Here is a 19,931-nt window from a genome sequence, read left to right as displayed (position 1 = left end):
AGACGGTTTCGATGCGGGTTTTCACCACGTTCGACGAGCTCGAGCAGGCCGCGGGCGAGGAGCTCGGCGCCAGCGAGTGGGTCACCATCGACCAGCGACGGGTCAACCAGTTCGCGGACGCCACCGGCGACCACCAGTGGATCCACGTCGACCTCGAGCGCGCCAAGGAGGGCCCCTTCGGCGGCACCATCGCGCACGGGTACCTGACCCTGTCGCTCGTGCCGTGGCTCGGCAGCCAGGTCTTCAGCCTCCAGACGCCGGGCGCCAAGCTCAACTACGGCGTCAACAAGGTCCGCTTCCCCCACCCGGTCCTGGTCGGCTCGCGGGTCCGGGTCCACGTCAAGATCGCCACCGTCACCGACATCCCCAAGGGCAAGCAGCTCACCGTCCAGCACACCATCGAGATCGACGGCGTCGACAAGCCCGCCATGATCGCCGAAACCGTGGTCCTGCTGCTCCCCTGAGCCGCGTTGTCCGTCGTACCTGATCGTTTGGCCCCTTTTCGTCCACGAATAGGGCCAAAAGATCAGGTACGACGCGACCTCAGGAGATCCGGTCGAGGATCAGCGGCGTCGGCGTGTACGCCGTCCCCGCGGGTGAGACCTCGTAGCCGCCCTCGAGCGCCCCGAGGGCCCGGTCGAAGCGCTCGGGGGTGTCGGTGAGCAGGGTGAACAGCGGCTCGCCGGCCCGGACCTCGTCCCCCGGGCGGGCGTGCCAGACCACGCCGGCTCCGGCCTGCACCGGGTCCTCCTTGCGCTCGCGGCCCGCGCCGAGCCGCCAGGCCGCGACCCCGACCGCCATCGCGTCCAGGCGGGTGAGCACGCCGTCGGACGGCGCGGAGACCACGTGCGACTCCCGGGCGACCGGGAGGGTCGCCGACGGGTCGCCGCCCTGGGCCGAGATCATCCGCCGCCAGGCGTCCATCGCCGACCCGTCCGCAAGCTTCGCGGCAGGATCCACGTCGTCGACACCGGCGGCGAGAAGCATCTCCCGCGCCAGCGCGACCGTCAGCTCGACCACGTCGGCCGGCCCGCCCCCGGCGAGCACCTCAACCGACTCGGCGACCTCGATCGCGTTGCCCGCGGTGAATCCCAGCGGCGTCTCCATGTCGGTGAGCAGAGCGACGGTGCGCACGCCCGCGTCGGTCCCCAGCGCGACCATGACCTCGGCGAGCTCCCGGGCGCGGTCCAGCGACTTCATGAACGCGCCGCTGCCCACCTTCACGTCGAGCACCAGCGCGCCGGTGCCCTCGGCGATCTTCTTGCTCATGATCGAGGACGCGATGAGCGGGATGGCCTCGACGGTGCCCGTGACGTCGCGCAGGGCGTACAGCTTGCGGTCGGCCGGCGCGAGCCCGTCACCGGCCGCGCAGATGACCGCACCCACCGACTCGAGCTGCTCGAGCATCTCCGCGTTCGACAGCAGCGCCCGCCAGCCCGGGATCGACTCGAGCTTGTCGAGCGTGCCGCCGGTGTGCCCGAGCCCGCGCCCGGACAGCTGCGGCACCGCGACCCCGCAGGCCGCCACCAGCGGCGCCAGGGGCAGCGTGATCTTGTCGCCCACCCCGCCGGTCGAGTGCTTGTCCGCCGTCGGCCGCGACAGCGAGGAGAAGTCCATCCGCTCCCCCGACGCGATCATCGCGGCGGTCCAGTCGGCGATCTCGCGGCGGTCCATGCCGTTGAGCAGCACCGCCATCGCCAGCGCGGACATCTGCTCGTCGGCGACCACACCCCGCGTGTAGGCGTCGATCACCCAGTCGATCTGGCTGGTGGTCAGGGTCCCGTGGTCGCGCTTGGCGGTGATGACCTCGATGGCGTCGTGGGGTGCCGCGGTCATGACGCGAACCTCACCGGCACCCGGTGGTAGCCACGCAGCACGAAGGTCCCCCGCGACTCGGGCTCGCCGGCCAGCTCCAAGGACGGCGCCGCCGCGAAGAGAGCCGCGACCGACTCGGCCAGCTCCATCCGTGCCAGCGGCGCACCGAGGCAGAAGTGGACGCCCACCCCGAAGGCGACGTGCGGGTTCACCGCCCGCTCGACCTCGAAGGCGTCCGGGGCGTCGAACACCTCCGGGTCCCGGTTGGCTGATCCCAGCAGCACGGCGATCTTCTGGCCCGTCTCCACGGTCACTCCTCCCACCTCCACGTCATCGGTCGCGGTGCGCTCGAACAGCTGCAGCGCCGCGTCGAAGCGCAGCATCTCCTCCACCGTCAGCGGTACGTCGGCGGCCGGCCGCAGCCCGCGCCGCAGCATCGCGACCAGCCCGTTGCCGAACACGTTCACCGACGCCTCGTGCCCGGCGTTGAGCAGCAGCACGGCGGCCGCGACGACCTCGTCGTCGCTCAGCTCGGTGCCGACGAGGTCGGTGATCAGGTCGTCGGCCGGGGCACGACGCCGGACATCGGCCAGGTCGCGCACGAGTGCCGCGAAGTCGGTGGCCGCCGCCACGGCAGCGTCCACGACCTCGGCCGACGGCGCCGGCTCGTACATCCGCACGATCGCCTGCGACCACGTCCGCAGCGAGCCGACGTACGACGCCGGTACGCCGAGGAGCTCGGCGATGACGAGCACGGGCAGCGGCTCGGCGTACTCACCGATGACGTCGAGACCGGCCGGGTCGACCGACGCCAGCAGCGACGCCGCGAGCTCGCGGACCCGCGGCCGCAACCGCTCGATGTGCCCGCGGTTGAACGAGGCCGCGACGGGCCGGCGCAGCCGGGTGTGGGTCGGCGGCTCGTTCTCCATCATCTGGTTGCGGTGCAGCAGGTTGAACGGCTCGAGGTACGCCGCCGGCTCCCGGTCGCGCCAGATCCGGCCCAGTCGGCGGTCGCGCTGCACCGCGCTGACCGCCGCGTGCGAGAACGCCAGCCACATGCCGCTCGGCTCGTGCCAGGCCACGGCGTGACGGGCGCGCTCCTCGGCGAAGAACGGGTACGGGTCCGCGATGACGTCGGCGGCGGTCAGGTCAAGCGAGGTCGTCGGCGCCGAAGGCATCGGGCAGCACCTCCTGCATGGTCCTCACCCCGGAGCCGGTCCACAGCAGCAGCTCCGGACCGCCGTTCTCCCACAGCAGCTGGCGACACCGGCCGCACGGCATCAGCAGCTCACCCTTGCCGTTGACGCAGACGAAGTGCGTCAGCCGGCCGCCCCCGGTCCGGTGCAGCTGCGAGACCAGGCCGCACTCGGCGCAGAGCGCCACGCCGTACGCGGCGTTCTCGACGTTGCAGCCGCTCACGACGCGCCCGTCGTCGACGCGGGCCGCCGCTCCGACGGGGAAGGAGGAGTACGGCGCGTACGCGCACTCCGACGCCGCCACCGCCTCGGCCCGCAGCGCGGCCCACTCGGCGTCACCGAAGGAGGTCATCCGGCCGATCCCTTGCGGTACGGCTGGCCGTCCGCCGCCGGCATCCGCAGGCTCTGCGAGGCGACCGACAGCACCAGCAGCGTCACCAGGTACGGCGTCATGCCGCCCAGGTCGTGCGGGATCGAGTCGGTCAGCAGGAACCAGAGCAGCACCACGACACCGATCACGCCGTTGACGATCGCGGCGCGGACCTGCCGGCGCCACAGCCGCCACAGCGTGAGCAGCAGCAGGCCGATGGCCAGCAGGAGCAGCAACGCGTGCAGCGACGAGGCGCTGCGCAGACGGAGGGCGTCGGCGTACCCGAAGAGCGCGGAGGCGCCGAGCGCGCCGAACGGGTTCCAGTTGCCGAAGATCATGGCCGCGAGGCCGATGTAGCCGCGGCCCTGGGTCTGACCGACGGTGAACGTGCTCGACGCGACGGTGGACAGGTAGGCACCACCGAGGCCGGCGAACGCGCCGGAGATGAGCACCGCGACGTACTTGTAGCGGATGACGTTGACGCCGAGCGACTCGGCGGCAGCCGGGCTCTCGCCGCACGAGCGCAGCCGCAGGCCGAAGGTCGTACGCCGGAGCAGCCACCAGCTGAGCACGACGAGCACGATGACCAGGAGCGACACCACCGAGATGTGGCTGACCAGCGCCCCGAGGAGCCCGGCCACGTCCGAGATCAGGAACCAGTGCTTGCCGTTGAGGTCGGACAACCAGCCGTCCAAGCCGCCTATGTTCACCGTCGGCAACGAGTAGAGGCCGGACAGGTTGCGCGGACCGCCGTTGGGGACGATGTCGCTGAAGAACGCCTTGGACAGGAAGTCCACGGCACCGGCCGCGATGATGTTGACGGCCACACCGGAGACGATCTGGTCCACGCCGAAGGTGATCGTCGCGATCGCGTGCAGCAGGCCGCCGACCACGCCGAGCAGGATGCCGCCGGCAAGGCCGGCCCAGGCGCCGTAGTACCAGTTGAAGTACGCCGCGCCCCAGGTGCCGAGCAGCATCTGGCCCTCGAGGCCGATGTTGACGATGCCCGCACGCTCGGCCCAGACACCGCCGAGACCGGCCAGCGCGATCGGGCAGGTGGACAGGATCGCAGCCGTGAACGTCGTCGTGGCCGTCAGCGGCGTGGAGCTCGTGACGAGCCGGACGAACGGCACCACGACGAGCCCGCCGAGGATCAGCACCCACATGAGCGGCGAGAGCCCGAGGACGCGTCGCGCACCCAGCACCCGCCGGGTCGCGGACTCCACCGCGGCGCTCACGCGGCCACCGCCTCGGGGAGGGCGCTCGCGACCGCGCGTTGCTCGGCACGGGCGCGGTAGCGCTGGACCAGCTCGTACGCCACCACCACGGCGAGGACCGCGATGCCCTGGGTGATCTCGACGATCTGCGGCGCGATGTCGGTGCCGATCTGGAGCGCGTTGGACTGGGAGGAGAGCCAGGCGAACAGCAGCGCGCCGAGCGCCATGCCCCCGGCCCGGTTGCGTCCGAGCAGGGCGACGGCGAGGCCGGTGAAGCCGAGCCCACCGGAGAAGGTCGCGTCGGAGTAGGTGTGCGCGCTGCCGAACAGCTCGGGCATCCACACCAGGCCGGCGACACCGCCGGAGAGCACCATCGCGACGATCACCATCTTCTTGGCGCTGACACCGCTCGCCGACGCGGCGCTCGGGGAGAGCCCGCTCGCCCGCAGGTCGAAGCCGAGCCGGGTCCGGTTGAGCAGCAGCCAGAAGCCGACACCGACCACGACGGCGAGGAGACCGAGGGTCCAGATCTCGCCACCGTTGACGCCCCAGGGCGCCCAGCCGGGGACCGTGTTCGAGCCGGTGAGGATCGAGGTGTGCACGTCGAAGCCGTTCTTCTCGGCGTACTTGTTGTAGAAGTGGGTGACGATGATCGGCGAGATCGCGTTGAGCATCAGCGTCGTGATGACCTCGCTGACGCCCCGGTAGACCTTCAGCAGCGCCGCGATGCCGGCCCAGGCGGCACCGACGACCATGGCCAGCACGATCGCGACCGCCACGTTCAGCGGGCCGGGGAGGAAGCGACCTCCCGCGAACACCGCAGCGACGTACGCCGCCAGGCCGTACTGCCCCTCGACGCCGATGTTGAACAGACCCATCCGGAAGCCGATCGCCGCCGCCACGGCCGCGATGTAGAGCTCGACGGCCAGGTTGATCATGTCGACCTTCACGTTGGCCTTGGGCGCGGAGAGCATGATCCGCCAGAAGTCACCGATGCCCGAGCTGCTGCCGGAGATCATGATGACGAGCGACGTCGCGACCACAGCGACCAGCACGGCGATCGCCGGCGCGAGCAGCGCCATCCCGACCGCCTTGGGTGCGTTCTTGAGGTAGGCCATCAGTCATGTCCCCCCGTCATGGCCGAGCCGAGCTCGGCGGGCGTCACCGAGGCGGGGTCGAAGGAGCCGACCAGCCGCCCGCGCAGGATCACCTCGATGGAGTCCGAGAGCCCGATCAGCTCGTCGAGGTCGGCCGAGATCAGCAGCACCGCGAGACCGGCCTTGCGGGCGTCGCGGATGTGGTCCCAGATCGCCGCCTGGGCACCGATGTCGACACCGCGCGTCGGGTGCGAGGCGATCAGCAGGACCGGATCGCCCGACATCTCGCGCCCGACGATCAGCTTCTGCTGGTTGCCGCCGGACAGCGCGCGGGAGTTGGTGTTGATCGAGGGCGTGCGGACGTCGTACTGCTGCACGATCCGCTCGGTGTCGCGGCGGGCGCCGGCCCGGTCGATCCACGGGCCACGGGCGCTCGGCGGGCGGGTCTGGTGACCGAGGATGCGGTTCTCCCACAGCGGGGCGTCGAGCAGCAGTCCGTGCCGGTGACGGTCCTCGGGGATGTAGCCGATGCCGGCCTCGCGCCGGTGGCGGGTGCTCGTGGTGGTGATGTCCTCGCCGCCGAGCGTGATCGTGCCGGACGTGGGCCTGGTGAGGCCCATGATGACCTCGACCAGCTCGGTCTGGCCGTTGCCCTCGACACCGGCGATGCCCAGGACCTCGCCCTTGCGGATCCGCAGGTCGATCCCGTCGAGCAGAGGCCGCTCGCCCTCGACCAGGGAGATGTCCGCCAGGCGCAGCAGGACGGTGTCCTGGACCGTGGACTCCGAGGTCTCCGGCGACGGCAGCTCGCTGCCGACCATGAGCTCGGCCAGCTGGCGCTTGGTCACCGAGTCGGGCTTCGCCTCGCCCACGGTCGTGCCCCGCCGCATCACGGTGATGTCGTCGGCGATCGCGAGGACCTCGTCGAGCTTGTGCGAGATGAACAGCAGCGAGTGACCGCTCGCGCGCAGGTCGCGCAGGTTGGCGAACAGCGCGTCGACCTCCTGCGGGACGAGCACCGCGGTCGGCTCGTCGAGGATGATCACCTTCGCGCCGCGGTAGAGCACCTTGACGATCTCGAGCCGCTGGCGCGCGGCGACGCCGAGCTCCTCGACCAGGAGGTCCGGGTCGAGGTCGAAGCCGAAGCGCGCGCACAGGTCGACGAAGGTACGTCGCGCCTTCGCGCCGATGCCGTGCAGCCTCTCGGCGCCCAGCACGCAGTTCTCGAGCACGGTCAGGTTGTCGGCCAGCATGAAGTGCTGGAAGACCATGCCGATGCCGACGGCGATGGCGTCGCTCGGCGACTTGAACACGCGCTCGACGCCGTCGACGACCAGCGTCCCGTCGTCGGGTCGCTGCACGCCGTACAGGATCTTCATCAGGGTGGACTTGCCGGCGCCGTTCTCCCCCACCAGGGCGTGCACGGTGCCCGGGCGGATGGTGACGTCCACGTCGTGGTTGGCGATGACGCCGGGGAACCGCTTGCCGATCCCCCGCAGCTCGATCAGCGGGGCAAGGTCGACGCTCTCGCTCGTGACGGCCACGGAACTCCTCAGTCGTGGGGACAGGACAGGGTCCGGGAGAAACCTACTCCCGGACCCTGCCCCTCGGAACAGCTGCTAGTGACGGGTCACTGGACCTTGGACGGGTCGGTCGGGACCTTGACGGAGCCGTCCTCGATCTTCTTCGCGAAGGCGTCGATCTGCGGCTTGATGTCGTTGATGAAGCCACCGCTGTAGGAGACGCCGACGCCGTCGTTCTTGAGGTCGTAGGTCACGTAGCTGGTCTGCGGCTTGCCGTCCTTGACGGACTTGGCGAAGTCGAAGACACCGGTGTCGACGCGCTTGAGCGCCGACGTCAGGATGTGCGGCTGCTGGTCCGGCGTCGCCGAGCCGTACTGGTCGCCGTCCACGCCAATCGCCCACTTGCCGTCGCCCGCGGCGGTGACCGCCTCGAACGTGCCGGCGCCGGACAGGCCCGCGGCCGTGAAGATCACGTCCACGCCGCTGTCGAGCATGGTCTGCGCGATCGTCTTGTCGTCGGACGGGTCGTTGAAGCCCTTGTCGCCGGACTGGACGATGTACTGCGACTGGACCTTGATGCTCGGGTCGACCGCGTGCACGCCGGCGGTGAAGCCCGCGTCGAACGGGCCGATGACTGCGCCCGGGACGGCACCGATGAAGCCGACCTTCTTGGACTTGGTCTTCAGGGCCGCGGCGACGCCCACCAGGAAGGAGGACTCCTGCGGCTGGAAGGCGTCGTAGGCCACGTTCGGGTTGGGCTTGCTGTCGGGGTCGAAGCCGTCGACCACGAGGAAGCTGACCTTCGGGTACTGCGGAGCGACCGTGTTGACCGCGTTGGAGTAGAGGAAGCCGACGCCGACGATGGCGGTGGCGCCCTGGTCGGCGAGCTGCTTGAGCCGGTCGGCGCGCTGGGCGTCGGTCTCGCCGACGGTCGCCTGGGCGTCGATGCAGCTGGCGCCGAGGTCGCTCACGGCCTTCTCCGCACCGGCGTACGCCGCGTCGTTGAAGGAGTGGTCGCCGCGGCCACCCACGTCGAAGGCGATGGCGAGCTTGACCGGGCTACCGTCGGTGAGACCGGTGCAGACGTCCGAGGACGCGCCCGAGGTGGTGTCCTCGTGCTTCTTGCCGCACCCGGTGAGTGCGAGGGAGGCGATGACGCTCATCGCCGCGAGCTTGCTGATCGTACGCAAGACTGCTCTCCGTTCTGCGCCGACGGTCGGCGCGATGCTTCGCACCCTAAGCGGTGGCCTGCGCCGGTTCAGGCTGTTGACACGAAGTTGTTACCTGATCGAGTCCGGAGAACGGAGGATCTCCAGCCGCGCCCTACTCCTCGTCGTACGCCGCCAGGAGCCGGTCGGCCGCCAACGGAGCGGTCAGCTCACCGGCCAGCACCGCGTCCCGCACCTCGTCGCGGATCGCCTTGACCCCCGCCGAGTGGCGCAGCCGCTGGTCCAGCTCGTCGCGCACCAGCGCCCAGGTGAACTCGAGCTGCTGCTCGGCCCGCTTGCGGGCCAGCCCCTCGACCCCGAGGTGCTCGCGGTGGCCGAGGACCTGCGCCCAGACACCGTCGACGTCGTGGCCGGTCAGGCCGGACGCGGTCACCACCGGCGGCACCCACTCGCCGTGGCCGCGGACCAGGCGCAGCGCGCCCGACAGCTCGCGAGCGGCCGCGCGAGCCTGCTGGGCGCGCGCGGGGTCCTCCGGGTCGGCCTTGTTCACCGCGACCACGTCGGTGATCTCCAGGATGCCCTTCTTGATGCCCTGCAGCTGGTCGCCGGTGTTGGCGATGGTCAGGAACAGGAAGGTGTCGACCATCCCCGCGACGGTCACCTCGGACTGCCCCACGCCGACGGTCTCGACCAGGATCGCGTCGTACCCGGCGGCCTCGAGGACCGCCATCGCCTGCACGGTCGCTCGGGCGACACCGCCCAGCGTGCCCGCGCTCGGGCTGGGCCGGATGAACGCGTTCGGGTCCGTGGACAGCCGCGCCATCCGGGTCTTGTCGCCGAGGACCGAGCCGCCCGTGCGGACGCTGGACGGGTCGACGGCCAGCACACCGACCTTGTGCCCCTCGCCGGTCAGCATCGTCCCGAGCGACTCGATGAAGGTGGACTTCCCGACACCGGGCACGCCCGAGATCCCGACCCGCACCGAGTCGCCCTTGGGCAGCCGCGCGAGCAGGTCGCGCGCCATCGCCCGGTGCTTGGGAGCCGTCGACTCCATGATCGTGATCGCGCGCGACACCGCCGCGCGGCGACCCTCACGGATGCCGGCGACGAGGTCGTCCACCAGAGCTTCGGCCACGCGTCAGTGGTCCAGCTGGTCCCGCAGCTTGCCGAGCAGGTCCAGCGCCGACTCGGCGATGACCGTGCCGGGCAGGAACACTGCGGCGGCACCCATCTCCTTGAGGGTGGGTACGTCGTCGGGCGGGATCACGCCGCCGATGACGACCATGATGTCGTCCCGGCCCTGCTCCGCGAGCGCCTTCTTCAGCGCGGGGAGCAGCGTGAGGTGGCCCGCGGCGAGCGAGCTGACACCGACGATGTGCACGTCGGCGTCGATCGCCTGCTGCGCGACCTCCTCGGGCGTGGAGAACAGCGGGCCTACGTCCACGTCGAAGCCCAGGTCGGCGAACGCCGACACGACGACCTTCTGGCCGCGGTCGTGGCCGTCCTGGCCCATCTTCGCGACCAGGATGCGCGGGCGCCGGCCCTCCGCCTCGGCGAACTCGTCGGTCGCCGCACGGACCGCGGCGACCGCGTCGCCACCGGCCTCGTTCAGGGCTGCCTCGTCGCGGTACACGCCGGAGATCGTACGGATCACTGCCTGGTGGCGGCCGTAGACCTTCTCCAGCGCGTCCGAGATCTCGCCGACGGTGGCCTTGTGACGGGCCGCGTCGACCGCGAGGTCGAGCAGGTTGCCCTCGCCCCGGTCGGCGGCGTTGGTCAGCGCCTGCAGGGCCGCCTCGACGTCGCCGCTGTTGCGCTCCTCGCGCAGCCGCTCGAGCTTGGCGACCTGCTGGCGGTAGACCTCGTCGTTGTCGACCTTGAGCACGTCGAGCTTGTCCTCGGCCGGCAGCCGGAAGGTGTTGACGCCGATGACCTTCTGCGCGCCGGAGTCGATGCGCGCCTGGGTACGGGCGGCCGCCTCCTCGATGCGCATCTTCGGGATGCCCTGCTCGATCGCCTTGGCCATGCCGCCGGCGGCCTCAGCCTCCTGGATGTGCGCCCAGGCGCGCTCCGCGAGGTCGTGGGTGAGCTTCTCGACGTAGTAGGAGCCGCCCCACGGGTCGATGGAGTACGTCGTGCCCGACTCCTGCTGCAGCAGCAGCTGGGTGTTGCGGGCGATCCGGGCGGAGAAGTCCGTCGGGAGCGCGATCGCCTCGTCGAGGGCGTTGGTGTGCAGCGACTGGGTGTGGCCCTGCGTCGCGGCCATCGCCTCGATCGCCGTACGACCCACGTTGTTGAACACGTCCTGGGCCGTCAGCGACCAGCCGGAGGTCTGGCTGTGCGTACGCAGCGACAGCGACTTCGGGTTCTGCGGGTCGAACTGGCGCACCAGCCGCGACCACAGCGCCCGGGCCGCACGCATCTTGGCGACCTCCATGTAGAAGTTCATGCCGATCGCCCAGAAGAACGACAGGCGCGGCGCGAACTGGTCGATGGTCAGGCCGCTCTCGAGGCCCGCACGGATGTACTCGACGCCGTCGGCCAGCGTGTAGGCGAGCTCGAGGTCGGCGGTCGCCCCGGCCTCCTGCATGTGGTAGCCGGAGATTGAGATCGAGTTGAACCGCGGCATCCGCTGGCTGGTGAACGCGAAGATGTCGGAGATGATCCGCATCGACGGCGCCGGCGGGTAGATGTAGGTGTTGCGGACCATGAATTCCTTGAGGATGTCGTTCTGGATGGTCCCCGAGAGCTGCTCCGGCTTCACCCCCTGCTCCTCGGCCGCCGCGATGTAGAGCGCGAGGACCGGGAGGACCGCGCCGTTCATCGTCATCGAGACGCTCATCTGGTCGAGCGGGATGCCGTCGAACAGGGTGCGGGTGTCGTAGATCGAGTCGATCGCCACACCGGCCATGCCGACGTCACCGCGCACGCGCGGGTGGTCGGAGTCGTAGCCGCGGTGGGTGGCCAGGTCGAAGGCGACCGACAGGCCCTTCTGGCCGGCCGCCAGGTTGCGCCGGTAGAAGGCGTTGGACTCCTCGGCGGTGGAGAAGCCGGCGTACTGCCGGATCGTCCAGGGCTGCGAGGTGTACATCGTCGGGTAGGGGCCGCGCAGGAACGGGCTCAGGCCCGGCCAGGTGTCGAGCGCGTCGAGGCCCTCGAGGTCGGCCGCCGAGTACGACGGCTTGATCTCGATGCCCTCCGGGGAGTGCCACGACTGGAGGTCGCCGTGGACCTCGCCGGTCGAGGCGTGCCCACCGGCCAGCGGCTGGCCCTTGAAGCTCTTCGGAATACTCATGCCAGGGCCTCCCGCGTGCGGTTGAGGAACGCGAGGGCGTCCACGCCCATCGCGGCCGAGTCGTCGGAGTAGTCGGTCGGCTTGCCGGCGATGATCACCCGCTGCGCATCGGCCGCACGCAAGGCGGCGGCCGCGTCGGCACCCCACTCCTCGTACGCCGGGTCCGACCCAGCCAGGCAGACGACCGCCTGTCCGGCGTACGCGGCCAGCAGCTCGTCGACACCGGCGGTGGCACCGGCCGTCTCGACGGCGATGCCGCCCGCGGCGAACAGGTTCGCGGCGAAGGTGGCGCGAGCGGTGTGCTGGGCGATCGGGCCGAGCGTGGCCAGGAAGACCGGCTTCGTGGCGGGCTCGTCGCGCAGCGCCTCGAAGGACGCGCCGTAGCGACGGACGAACGCGCCGTCGACGCTCGGCTCCCGCACCGGCAGCTCCTCGGCCAGGTTCGGGAACTCCGAGACACCGGTGATCGGCTGCTTGCGCTTCGCGATCGCGGCCTCGCGCGCCTCGACGGTCGCCGCGATCAGGGGCGCGATGTCCTCGCCCTCGTCGAGCCGGCCGAACAGCTCCCACGCGGCGACGGCCAGGTCGTCGGTGAGCTTCTCGACGGCGTACGCACCGCCGGCGGGGTCGGCGACCTCGTGGACGTGCGACTCGTCCATGAGCAGGTGCGAGACGTTGCGGGCGATCCGGCGACCGAAGGCGTCCGGCTGGCCGAGCGGCTCGTCGAACGGCAGCACGGTGACCGCGTCGGCCCCGCCCACGCCCGCGGCGAACGCGGCGACGGTGGCGCGGAGCATGTTCACGTAGGGGTCGTACTTGCTGTACATGGGCCGGCTCGTGACCGCGTGCTGCCGCTGCGCGACACCCGTGACGCCGGACAGTTCGAGCACCCGCGCCCACAGCCGGCGGGCGGCCCGCAGCTTGGCGATGGTCGGGAACTGCTCGTCGGTGGCGGCGTAACGGAACTCGATGAGCCTCGCCGCGTCCGCCACGTCGACGCCGGCCTCGCTCAGGACCCGGAGGTACTGGGTGCCGGCGTACAGGCTCTGTGCGAGCTCCTGGACGTCGCTGGCGCCGAGGTCGTGCACCGCGGTCGCGTCGACGACGAGACCGAGGATCCCGCGGTCCCGCGCGAGCTTCGCGACGGTGACGATGTCCTCGACGTTCTTCTGCGTGCCCGGCTCGACCAGGCCGCGCAGCGCGGCACCGATCGGGTCGACGCCGAGGTTGGTGGCCGGGTGGAACTCGGCGTACGTCGCGTGCTCGAGGAACGCCGAGGCGACGGCGACCGGGTCGCCGACCGGGTCCAGGACGACCGGGGCGAGGTCGAGCAGGACCTTGTCGAGCAGCGTGGCGAAGTCGGTGTCCGCGCTCGCGCCGATCCACAGCGAGGTCACACCACCGTCGAGGTCGACCAGGGCGTGCTCGTTGAGCAGCTTCTCGCCCGCGCCGGCGAGGCGGGCACGGATGTCCCAGGCACCGGCACGGGTCGGGCGACCGGCCGTCTGGCGGCCGTCGAGGTCGGCGGGCGTGCCCAGCGGCGTGATCACGACACCGTCGAGCGTGGTGCGGGCCAGCTTGTCCCAGACCAGGCTGTCGGCGTCGTCGTCGGCGAGCCGTCGCGCCTTGCGGAGGACCGCGGCCGTGGCCGCCTCCCACTCCTCGCGGGAGTGCGTGTCCTCGGGCTGCGCGAGCGTCAGCGGTGCATCAGTCACGGGTGACCACTTTATCCGCGCCCGCTTCCTACTCCGGAGTAGGTGACCAATCTGTGGTGGACGTCGCGTTCCGGCCAGCCTCGGCAGAAGGGCTGACAGCGGTGGTACGGCGGCGTAGCGTCGGCTGCGGCCATCCGGGTCCGGGTCTCGGATTCCGCTTCGTCTCGGGATCCACCCCCATCGCGCAAAGGCACCCCAGATGACCAGACCCCTGCCGCTGCGGCGCGCCCTCATGGCCGCCGCCACCCTTCTCGCCGGCGGCCTCGCCGTCGCCTCCACCATCGCGCCGGCCGACGCCGCCACCGTCGTCGCCGTCCGGCCGGTCCGCACGATCCCCGTCGGGACCCAGAGCCCCCTGCCCGCCGTCGCGAACGACGGCACGCTGTACCTCCCGAGCAGCGGCCAGATCCAGCAGCTGGCCCCGGACTCCGACGGCAGCAACCAGCACGTGCTGAAGACCTTCACGGGGTTCACCCCGTCGTCCAACCTCGCCATCGGCCCGAACGGGATCGCCTTCGCGAGCGGCGCCTCGCTGGTCGTCTTCGACCCGTCCCAGCTGGCCGGTGCGATCACCCCGATCCACACCATCACCGGCGCCAACACGACCCTGGACGGGCCCGGGGCGGTCGCCTGGGGAGCGGACGGCTCGCTGTGGACCCTGGACGCGAACCCCTCGGGTCCGCCGGACCTGCTCAGGTTCGCGCCCGGCGCCGACGGCAACGCCACACCGACCAAGGTGATCGGCGGCACGCACACGAACATGGTCGGCGCGTTCTCCGCGGGCGGGTTCATCGCCGCCCTGCCGGCCGGGGGCATCGCGTTCGCGGCGAACAGCGTGCAGCCGTCGATCTCGGTGTGGACCGGCGCCCAGCACGGCAACGTCGCGCCCGCGCGGGTGATCCGGGTTCCCGCACCCACGCCGCACTGGCTGGCCGAGGGCCTCGCCTCCGACCCGCAGGGACGGCTCTACATAGGCGCCGGGGACGCCAACGGCAACGCGTTCGGGGCGCTCTACGTGTTCGCGCCGACCGCGAACGGCGACGCCACCCCGCTGCTGACGCTCGGCGGCCCGGCCCAGCGCTTCGAGATCCCGCTCGCGCCGTCGGTGTCCAGCAACGGCACGCTCGCCCTGCTCGACGCCACGATCATCGCCCTCGGCAGCAGCACGCAGCAGGCCGCGCAGATCGAGGTCTTCCGTCCGTTGTTCGCCAGGCCGGGAGCGGTGCGGTCGTTGAAGGTGACCCCGTCCCGCACGTCCCAGACCATCAGCTGGCTCGCGCCGGCCAACCCCGGCGGCACGCCGCCGTCGTACCGGGTGGTGGTGAGGAAGGGCACCCGGACCGTGCTGTCCAAGGCGGTCGCCGGCACCCGGCTCGTCGTCGCCCGCAGCGCACTGCCCAAGGGCTCGCTGAAGGTGACCGTCACCGCGGTCAACGTCGGCGGTGCCGGCCCCGGCGCCAGCAGGACCTTCACCGACTGACACCGGGCTCACGGCCGGGGAGTGAAGTCCCCGGCCGTGGGTAGGTTCTCCGCTCGTGAAGGTCAAGGACCCGAGTGGGCAGACGTGGCGCGTGACGCGGCGATGGGTGCCGTGGCGGCGCCGGTTGAGGGACGTGGACCTGGGCAGCGGCTGGGGCGGACCGGACCTGAGCGGTCTCGGTGACGACCCGATCAGCGCGGTGATCGGCATCGTGCTGCTGGTCCTGGCGCTCCCCTTCCTCCTGCTCGGGCTGGTGGTCGCCGCGGAGTTCCTGCTCCTGCTGCTCCTGCTCCCCGTGGCGGTCCTGGCCCGCGTCGTCCTCGGGCGGAAGTGGACGGTCGAGGCACGGCGCGGCTTCCAGATCGTGTGGGACGCCCCGGCCGGCGACTGGCAGGCCAGCGGCCTGCGCATCCATGAGGTCGCCGACGCGATCCGGCGCGGCGAGACCCCGGTGGCGCAGGTCGGCTGAGTTCACCCGGCGTACACCTCGGGGCACCGCAACCCGACAACCTCGGGCAACCTCGCCCGGTCACGGTGGTGACATGAGGATTGCGCTGGTGACCGAGACGTTCTACCCCGCCGTCGACTCCACGACCACGACGCTCAAGGCCACGGCCGACCGGCTCGTCGACCTCGGCCACACCGTCCGGATCATCGCGCCCGGACCGGGCCTGGCCACCTACCGCAACGCGGACGTCGTGCGGATGAAGCCGCTGGAGCCGACCGGTCCGCAGGTCAAGGCGGCGCTGGAGGCGTTCGGTCCCGATCTCGTGCAGACCCACTCCCCGCGCGGCGTGGGCCGCAAGGCCCTCAAGCACGCCCAGCGGATGGGCATCGCCTCGATCGCCGTCGAGCAGTCGCCGGTCTTCGACCTGGCCGCGGACTACTGGCGCGCGAAGGTCGGCGGCCGCGCCGGCCAGGTGCTGGTGACGTCGCGGTGGATGGTCGAACGGGCCGCCGAGCTCGGTGTCGAGGCCGGGCTGTGGACCCCGGGCGTCGACCCGGCGGCGTTCAACCCCGCGCTGCGCGACCAGTGGCTGCACACCTCGTGGTCGCGCGCGAAGTCGGCGCGCTCCCCCCAGATCGTGGTCGGGTACGTCGGCAGCCTGCACAAGCGCCACGGCGTACGCCGGCTCGCCGACCTCGCGCACCTGCGCGACGCCCGCGTGGTGATCATCGGCGACGGCCCGGAGCGCGACTGGCTGGCCAAGCGGCTGCCGACCGCCCGGTTCACCGGCGCGCTGCAGACCGGCGACCTGACCGTGGCCCTGCCGACCCTCGACGTGCTGGTCCACCCCGGCGAGTTCGAGACCGACTGCCACGTGCTGCGCGAGGCCGCCGCCTCCGGCGTACCGACGATCGCGCCGCGGGCCGGCGGTGCGCCCGACGTCGTGCGGCACCTGGAGACCGGGCTGCTCTACGACGCCGACGACCACGGCGAGCTGATGCGCGCCGTGCAGGCCGTGGTCGCCGACCCGCACCGCACCCTGCTCGGTGCCCACGCACGCGAGCTGGCCGTCGGGCGCACCTGGGCCGACGCCGTCGACGAGCTGGTCGCCGCCCACTACCCCGCGCCCGCACCGCTCGCCGCCTGATCCCGCCCGGGCGGACGCCCGGAGTCAGACCTCGGTGCGCCCGTCGTAGTCCTTGTTGCGCAGGCCGATCTTGTTGCCGAGCCAGACGAGCGGGTCGTACTTCTTGTCCACGACCCTCTCCTTCATCGGGATGATCGCGTTGTCGGTGATCTTGATGCCCTCCGGGCAGACCTCGGTGCAGCACTTGGTGATGTTGCACAGCCCGATGCCGGCGGCACCCTGCGCCAGCTCGCGCCGGTCGTGGGTGTCGAGCGGGTGCATGTCGAGCTCGGCGTACCGCAGGAAGAAGCGCGGGCCGGCGAACGCCTCCTTGTTGTCCTCGTGGTCACGGACGACGTGGCAGGTGTTCTGGCAGAGGAAGCACTCGATGCACTTGCGGAACTCCTGACCCCGCTCGACGTCGACCTGCGCCATCCGCCGCTTGCCGTCCGCGTCGCGCGGCGGCAGCGAGACCGACGGCAGCTCGGCCGCCTTGCGGTAGTTGAACGACACGTCCGTGACCAGGTCGCGGATCACCGGGAAGGTGCGCATCGGAGTGACCGTGATGGTCTCCTCGGGCTCGAAGTCCGAGAGCCGGCACATGCACATCAGCCGCGGCTTGCCGTTGACCTCGGCGCTGCAGGAGCCACACTTCCCGGCCTTGCAGTTCCACCGCACCGCGAGGTCGCCGGCCTGGGTGGCCTGCACCCGGTGGATGGCGTCGAGCACGACCTCGCCCTCGGACACCTCGACCGGGTAGTCGTTGATCTGACCGCCGTCCTGGTCGCCCCGCCAGATCCGGAGCTTGAGCTGATAGGCCATGGTCACTCCTCGAAGAACTGCTTGAGCTCGTCCGGCATGACGGGCAGGGGCTGCTCGGTCAGGTCGATCCCCGTGCCTTCGGGGTTGAGGCGTACGACGAGGTTCTTGCTCCCCCACTCCGGGTCCGGACCGGGGAAGTCGTTGCGGGTGTGCCCACCCCGCGACTCCTTGCGCGCCAGCGCCGCCTTCGCGACGGACTCGGCCACCAGCAGCAGGTTGCGCAGGTCGATGGCGAGGTGCCAGCCGGGGTTGTACTGGCGGTGCCCCTCGACGGACACGTGCTTCGCCCGCGCCTTGAGCGCCTCGATCTCGGTGATCGCCTGCTCGAGCTCGGGGGCGTCGCGGATGATGCCGACCAGGTCCTGCATCGTCTGCTGCAGGTCGCTCTGCACCGAGTAGGGGTTCTCACCACCCTCGTACTCGAACGGCGCGAGCGCCTGACGCTTCGCGGTCGCGATCGCCTCGTCCGAGGCGGCCGGTCGGCCGCTCTGCCCGGCGGCGTACGTGGCAGCGGAGTCGCCGGCCCGCTTGCCGAAGACGATCAGGTCGGAGAGCGAGTTGCCGCCCAGCCGGTTCGAGCCGTGCATGCCGCCCGAGCACTCACCGACCGCGAACAGACCCGGCACCAACGACTGCTCGGTGTCGGCGTCGACCTCGACGCCGCCCATCGCGTAGTGGCAGGTGGGTCCGATCTCCATGGGCTCGACCGTGATGTCGACGTCGGCCAGTTCCTTGAACTGGTGGTACATCGAGGGCAGCCGCTTCTTGATGAACTCCGGCGTCCGGCGCGACGCGATGTCGAGGTAGACCCCGCCGTGGGGCGTGCCGCGACCCGCCTTGACCTCGGCGTTGATGGCGCGCGCGACCTCGTCACGCGGCAGCAGCTCGGGAGGGCGCCGGTTGTTCTTCTTGTCGTCGTACCACCGGTCCGCCTCCTCCTCGGTGTCGGCGGTCTCGGCCCGGAAGTACTCGGGGATGTGGTCGAACATGAAGCGGCGCCCCTCGGAGTTCTTCAGGATGCCGCCGTCACCGCGCACCGACTCGGTGACCAGCAGACCCTTGACCGAAGGCGGCCAGACCATCCCGGTGGGGTGGAACTGGACGCACTCCATGTTGATCAGCGTGGCGCCGGCCCGCAACGCGAGCGCGTGGCCGTCGCCGGTGTACTCCCAGGAGTTGGAGGTGACCTTCCAGCCCTTGCCGAAACCGCCCGTCGCGAGGATGACGGCCGGGGCGTCGAAGGTGACGAAGCGGCCCGACTCGCGCCAGTAGCCGAAGGCACCGGCGATCGAGCCGTCGACCTTCAGCAGGTCGGTGACCGTGAACTCCATGTAGACGTCGATGCCCAGCGACACCAGCCGCTGCTGGAGGGTGCGGATCATCTCCAGTCCGGTGCGGTCTCCGATGTGGGCGAGCCGCGCGTACCGGTGGCCGCCGAAGTCGCGCTGCGAGATCAGGCCGTCCTTGGTGCGGTCGAACAGCGCGCCCCAGTCCTCGAGCTCCATGACCCGGTCAGGGGCCTCCTGGGCGTGGATCTGCGCCATCCGCCAGTTGTTGAGCATCTTCCCGCCGCGCATGGTGTCGCGGAAGTGGACCTGCCAGTTGTCCTCGGGGTAGACGTTCCCCATCGCCGCGGCGGCGCCGCCCTCGGCCATCACCGTGTGCGCCTTGCCGAGCAGCGACTTGCACAGCACCGCGACCCGCGCTCCCGCCTCGTGCGCCGCGATCGCCGCCCGCAGGCCGGAGCCTCCGGCGCCGATCACCACGACGTCGTACTGGTGGCGCTCCATGCCGCCCTCGGCGTCGCCGGACATCTCGTTGCCGGTCATCGGGTGCCGGTCAGTCATCAGAAGAACCTCAGGTCGGAGATCGTGCCGTTGGACACCAGGTAGATGTAGAGGTCGGTCAGGGCCACCGAGAACAACGACAGCCAGGCGTAGAGCGCGTGCCGCCTGTTCAGCTTCGACACCTGCGTCCACAGCCAGTAGCGGACCGGGTGCTTGCTGAAGTGCCGCAGCCGGCCGCCGACGACGTGGCGGCAGGAGTGGCAGCCCAGCGTGTAGGCCCAGATCAGGACCACGTTGACCCACATGACCACGGTGCCGAGGCCCATGTGGAACCACTGGTCGTCGGCGTTGCGGAAGGCCAGCACCGCGTCGTAGGTGAGGATCAGGGCGACCACCACGGCGGCGTACCAGAAGTAGCGGTGGATGTTGTTCAGGATGAGCGGCAGCCGCGTCTCACCGGAGTACGCCGAGTGCGGCTCGGCCACCGCGCACGCGGGCGGCGACAACCAGAACGAGCGGTAGTAGGCCTTGCGGTAGTAGTAGCAGCTCATCCGGAAGCCGAGCGGGAAGATCAGGATGATCAGCGCCGCCGACAGGGGCCACCACGAGAACGGCTGGCCGAAGTCGCTGCTCCCCTTCACGCAGTCGCCGAGGCACGGCGAGTAGAAGGGCGAGAGGTACGGCGCCGCGTAGTAGTGCGAGCCCGCGAACGCGCGGATCGTCGCGTACACGACGAAGGCCGTGAAGACGATGAACGTCGTCAGCGGGTAGGCCCACCAACGGTCCGTCCGAAGTGTCCGCTCCTCGATCCTCGCCCTCGTCGGGCCATGGACCCCGTTGGTGTCGATCGCCATCAGACCGTCCTCGCGTT

17 protein-coding genes are annotated in these 19,931 nt (G+C 70.9%); 4 read left to right on the top strand and 13 right to left on the bottom strand.

The window, feature by feature from the left end; genetic code table 11:
- Positions 1-11 precede the first annotated feature (11 nt).
- Positions 12-464: a MaoC family dehydratase gene (locus ACYVAQ_RS00845; RefSeq protein ID WP_460786521.1), complete on the top strand. Its 453-nt coding sequence runs from the start codon at positions 12-14 to the stop codon at positions 462-464.
- A gap of 79 nt (positions 465-543) precedes the next feature.
- Here ACYVAQ_RS00845 and ACYVAQ_RS00840 read toward each other — a convergent pair whose 3' ends face one another.
- The 10 genes from ACYVAQ_RS00840 to ACYVAQ_RS00795 form a co-directional block, all read right to left on the bottom strand.
- Positions 544-1,836, bottom strand: a complete 1,293-nt coding sequence (locus ACYVAQ_RS00840; protein WP_460786520.1) for a thymidine phosphorylase — start codon at positions 1,834-1,836, stop codon at positions 544-546.
- Positions 1,833-2,993, bottom strand: coding sequence for a cytochrome P450 (locus tag ACYVAQ_RS00835; protein ID WP_460786519.1), 1,161 nt, complete (start codon positions 2,991-2,993; stop codon positions 1,833-1,835). Before ACYVAQ_RS00835 ends, ACYVAQ_RS00840 begins: the two co-directional genes overlap by 4 nt.
- Positions 2,965-3,363, bottom strand: a complete 399-nt coding sequence (locus ACYVAQ_RS00830) for a cytidine deaminase (RefSeq protein ID WP_460786518.1) — start codon at positions 3,361-3,363, stop codon at positions 2,965-2,967. Before ACYVAQ_RS00830 ends, ACYVAQ_RS00835 begins: the two co-directional genes overlap by 29 nt.
- On the bottom strand, positions 3,360-4,619 hold the full coding sequence (locus tag ACYVAQ_RS00825; protein WP_460786517.1) for an ABC transporter permease: 1,260 nt from the start codon (positions 4,617-4,619) through the stop codon (positions 3,360-3,362). Before ACYVAQ_RS00825 ends, ACYVAQ_RS00830 begins: the two co-directional genes overlap by 4 nt.
- Positions 4,616-5,716 (bottom strand): ABC transporter permease, encoded by a 1,101-nt coding sequence (locus ACYVAQ_RS00820; RefSeq protein ID WP_460786515.1) that lies wholly within the window; start codon positions 5,714-5,716, stop codon positions 4,616-4,618. The genes ACYVAQ_RS00825 and ACYVAQ_RS00820 overlap by 4 nt, the downstream gene beginning before the upstream one ends.
- Positions 5,716-7,239: an ABC transporter ATP-binding protein gene (locus ACYVAQ_RS00815; protein WP_460786514.1), complete on the bottom strand. Its 1,524-nt coding sequence runs from the start codon at positions 7,237-7,239 to the stop codon at positions 5,716-5,718. The genes ACYVAQ_RS00820 and ACYVAQ_RS00815 overlap by 1 nt, the downstream gene beginning before the upstream one ends.
- An 86-nt stretch (positions 7,240-7,325) precedes the next feature.
- Positions 7,326-8,381, bottom strand: coding sequence for a BMP family lipoprotein (locus ACYVAQ_RS00810; protein WP_460786512.1), 1,056 nt, complete (start codon positions 8,379-8,381; stop codon positions 7,326-7,328).
- Between the two features lie 160 nt (positions 8,382-8,541).
- The gene (meaB, locus tag ACYVAQ_RS00805) at positions 8,542-9,522 is read right to left on the bottom strand and encodes a methylmalonyl Co-A mutase-associated GTPase MeaB (RefSeq protein WP_460786511.1); all 981 of its coding nucleotides are present in this window, start codon (positions 9,520-9,522) and stop codon (positions 8,542-8,544) included.
- Between the two features lie 3 nt (positions 9,523-9,525).
- A complete protein-coding gene (gene scpA, locus ACYVAQ_RS00800; RefSeq protein WP_460786510.1) occupies positions 9,526-11,682 on the bottom strand; it encodes a methylmalonyl-CoA mutase in 2,157 nt (718 codons plus the stop codon).
- A complete protein-coding gene (locus ACYVAQ_RS00795; protein ID WP_460786509.1) occupies positions 11,679-13,397 on the bottom strand; it encodes a methylmalonyl-CoA mutase family protein in 1,719 nt (572 codons plus the stop codon). The genes scpA and ACYVAQ_RS00795 overlap by 4 nt, the downstream gene beginning before the upstream one ends.
- 199 nt (positions 13,398-13,596) lie before the next feature.
- Between ACYVAQ_RS00795 and ACYVAQ_RS00790 the strand changes: the two genes are divergently transcribed.
- From ACYVAQ_RS00790 to ACYVAQ_RS00780, 3 genes are all read left to right on the top strand, one after another.
- A complete protein-coding gene (locus tag ACYVAQ_RS00790) occupies positions 13,597-14,877 on the top strand; it encodes a hypothetical protein (RefSeq protein WP_460786508.1) in 1,281 nt (426 codons plus the stop codon).
- 91 nt (positions 14,878-14,968) lie between these two features.
- On the top strand, positions 14,969-15,346 hold the full coding sequence (locus ACYVAQ_RS00785) for a hypothetical protein (RefSeq protein WP_460786507.1): 378 nt from the start codon (positions 14,969-14,971) through the stop codon (positions 15,344-15,346).
- Between the two features lie 88 nt (positions 15,347-15,434).
- Positions 15,435-16,472 carry a glycosyltransferase gene (locus ACYVAQ_RS00780; RefSeq protein WP_460786506.1) on the top strand — a complete coding sequence of 346 codons (1,038 nt, stop codon included), beginning with the start codon at positions 15,435-15,437 and terminating at the stop codon, positions 16,470-16,472.
- 24 nt (positions 16,473-16,496) lie between these two features.
- On the opposite strand, the gene ACYVAQ_RS00775 is transcribed toward ACYVAQ_RS00780, so the two are convergent.
- Genes ACYVAQ_RS00775 through ACYVAQ_RS00765 form a run of 3 tightly spaced genes read right to left on the bottom strand, consistent with a single transcriptional unit; the run spans position 16,497 to position 19,914 of the window.
- Positions 16,497-17,273, bottom strand: coding sequence for a succinate dehydrogenase/fumarate reductase iron-sulfur subunit (locus tag ACYVAQ_RS00775; RefSeq protein WP_460786505.1), 777 nt, complete (start codon positions 17,271-17,273; stop codon positions 16,497-16,499).
- Between the two features lie 2 nt (positions 17,274-17,275).
- Complete coding sequence (locus ACYVAQ_RS00770) at positions 17,276-19,120, bottom strand: fumarate reductase/succinate dehydrogenase flavoprotein subunit (RefSeq protein WP_460786504.1); 1,845 nt, start codon at positions 19,118-19,120, stop codon at positions 17,276-17,278.
- A complete protein-coding gene (locus ACYVAQ_RS00765; protein ID WP_460786503.1) occupies positions 19,120-19,914 on the bottom strand; it encodes a hypothetical protein in 795 nt (264 codons plus the stop codon). Before ACYVAQ_RS00765 ends, ACYVAQ_RS00770 begins: the two co-directional genes overlap by 1 nt.
- Between the last annotated feature and the right edge of the window lie 17 nt (positions 19,915-19,931).

Source organism: Nocardioides maradonensis (genome assembly GCF_054777115.1).
The sequence above is the reverse complement of the archived record's forward strand: the minus strand, read 5'-3'. Positions and strand labels throughout refer to the sequence as shown.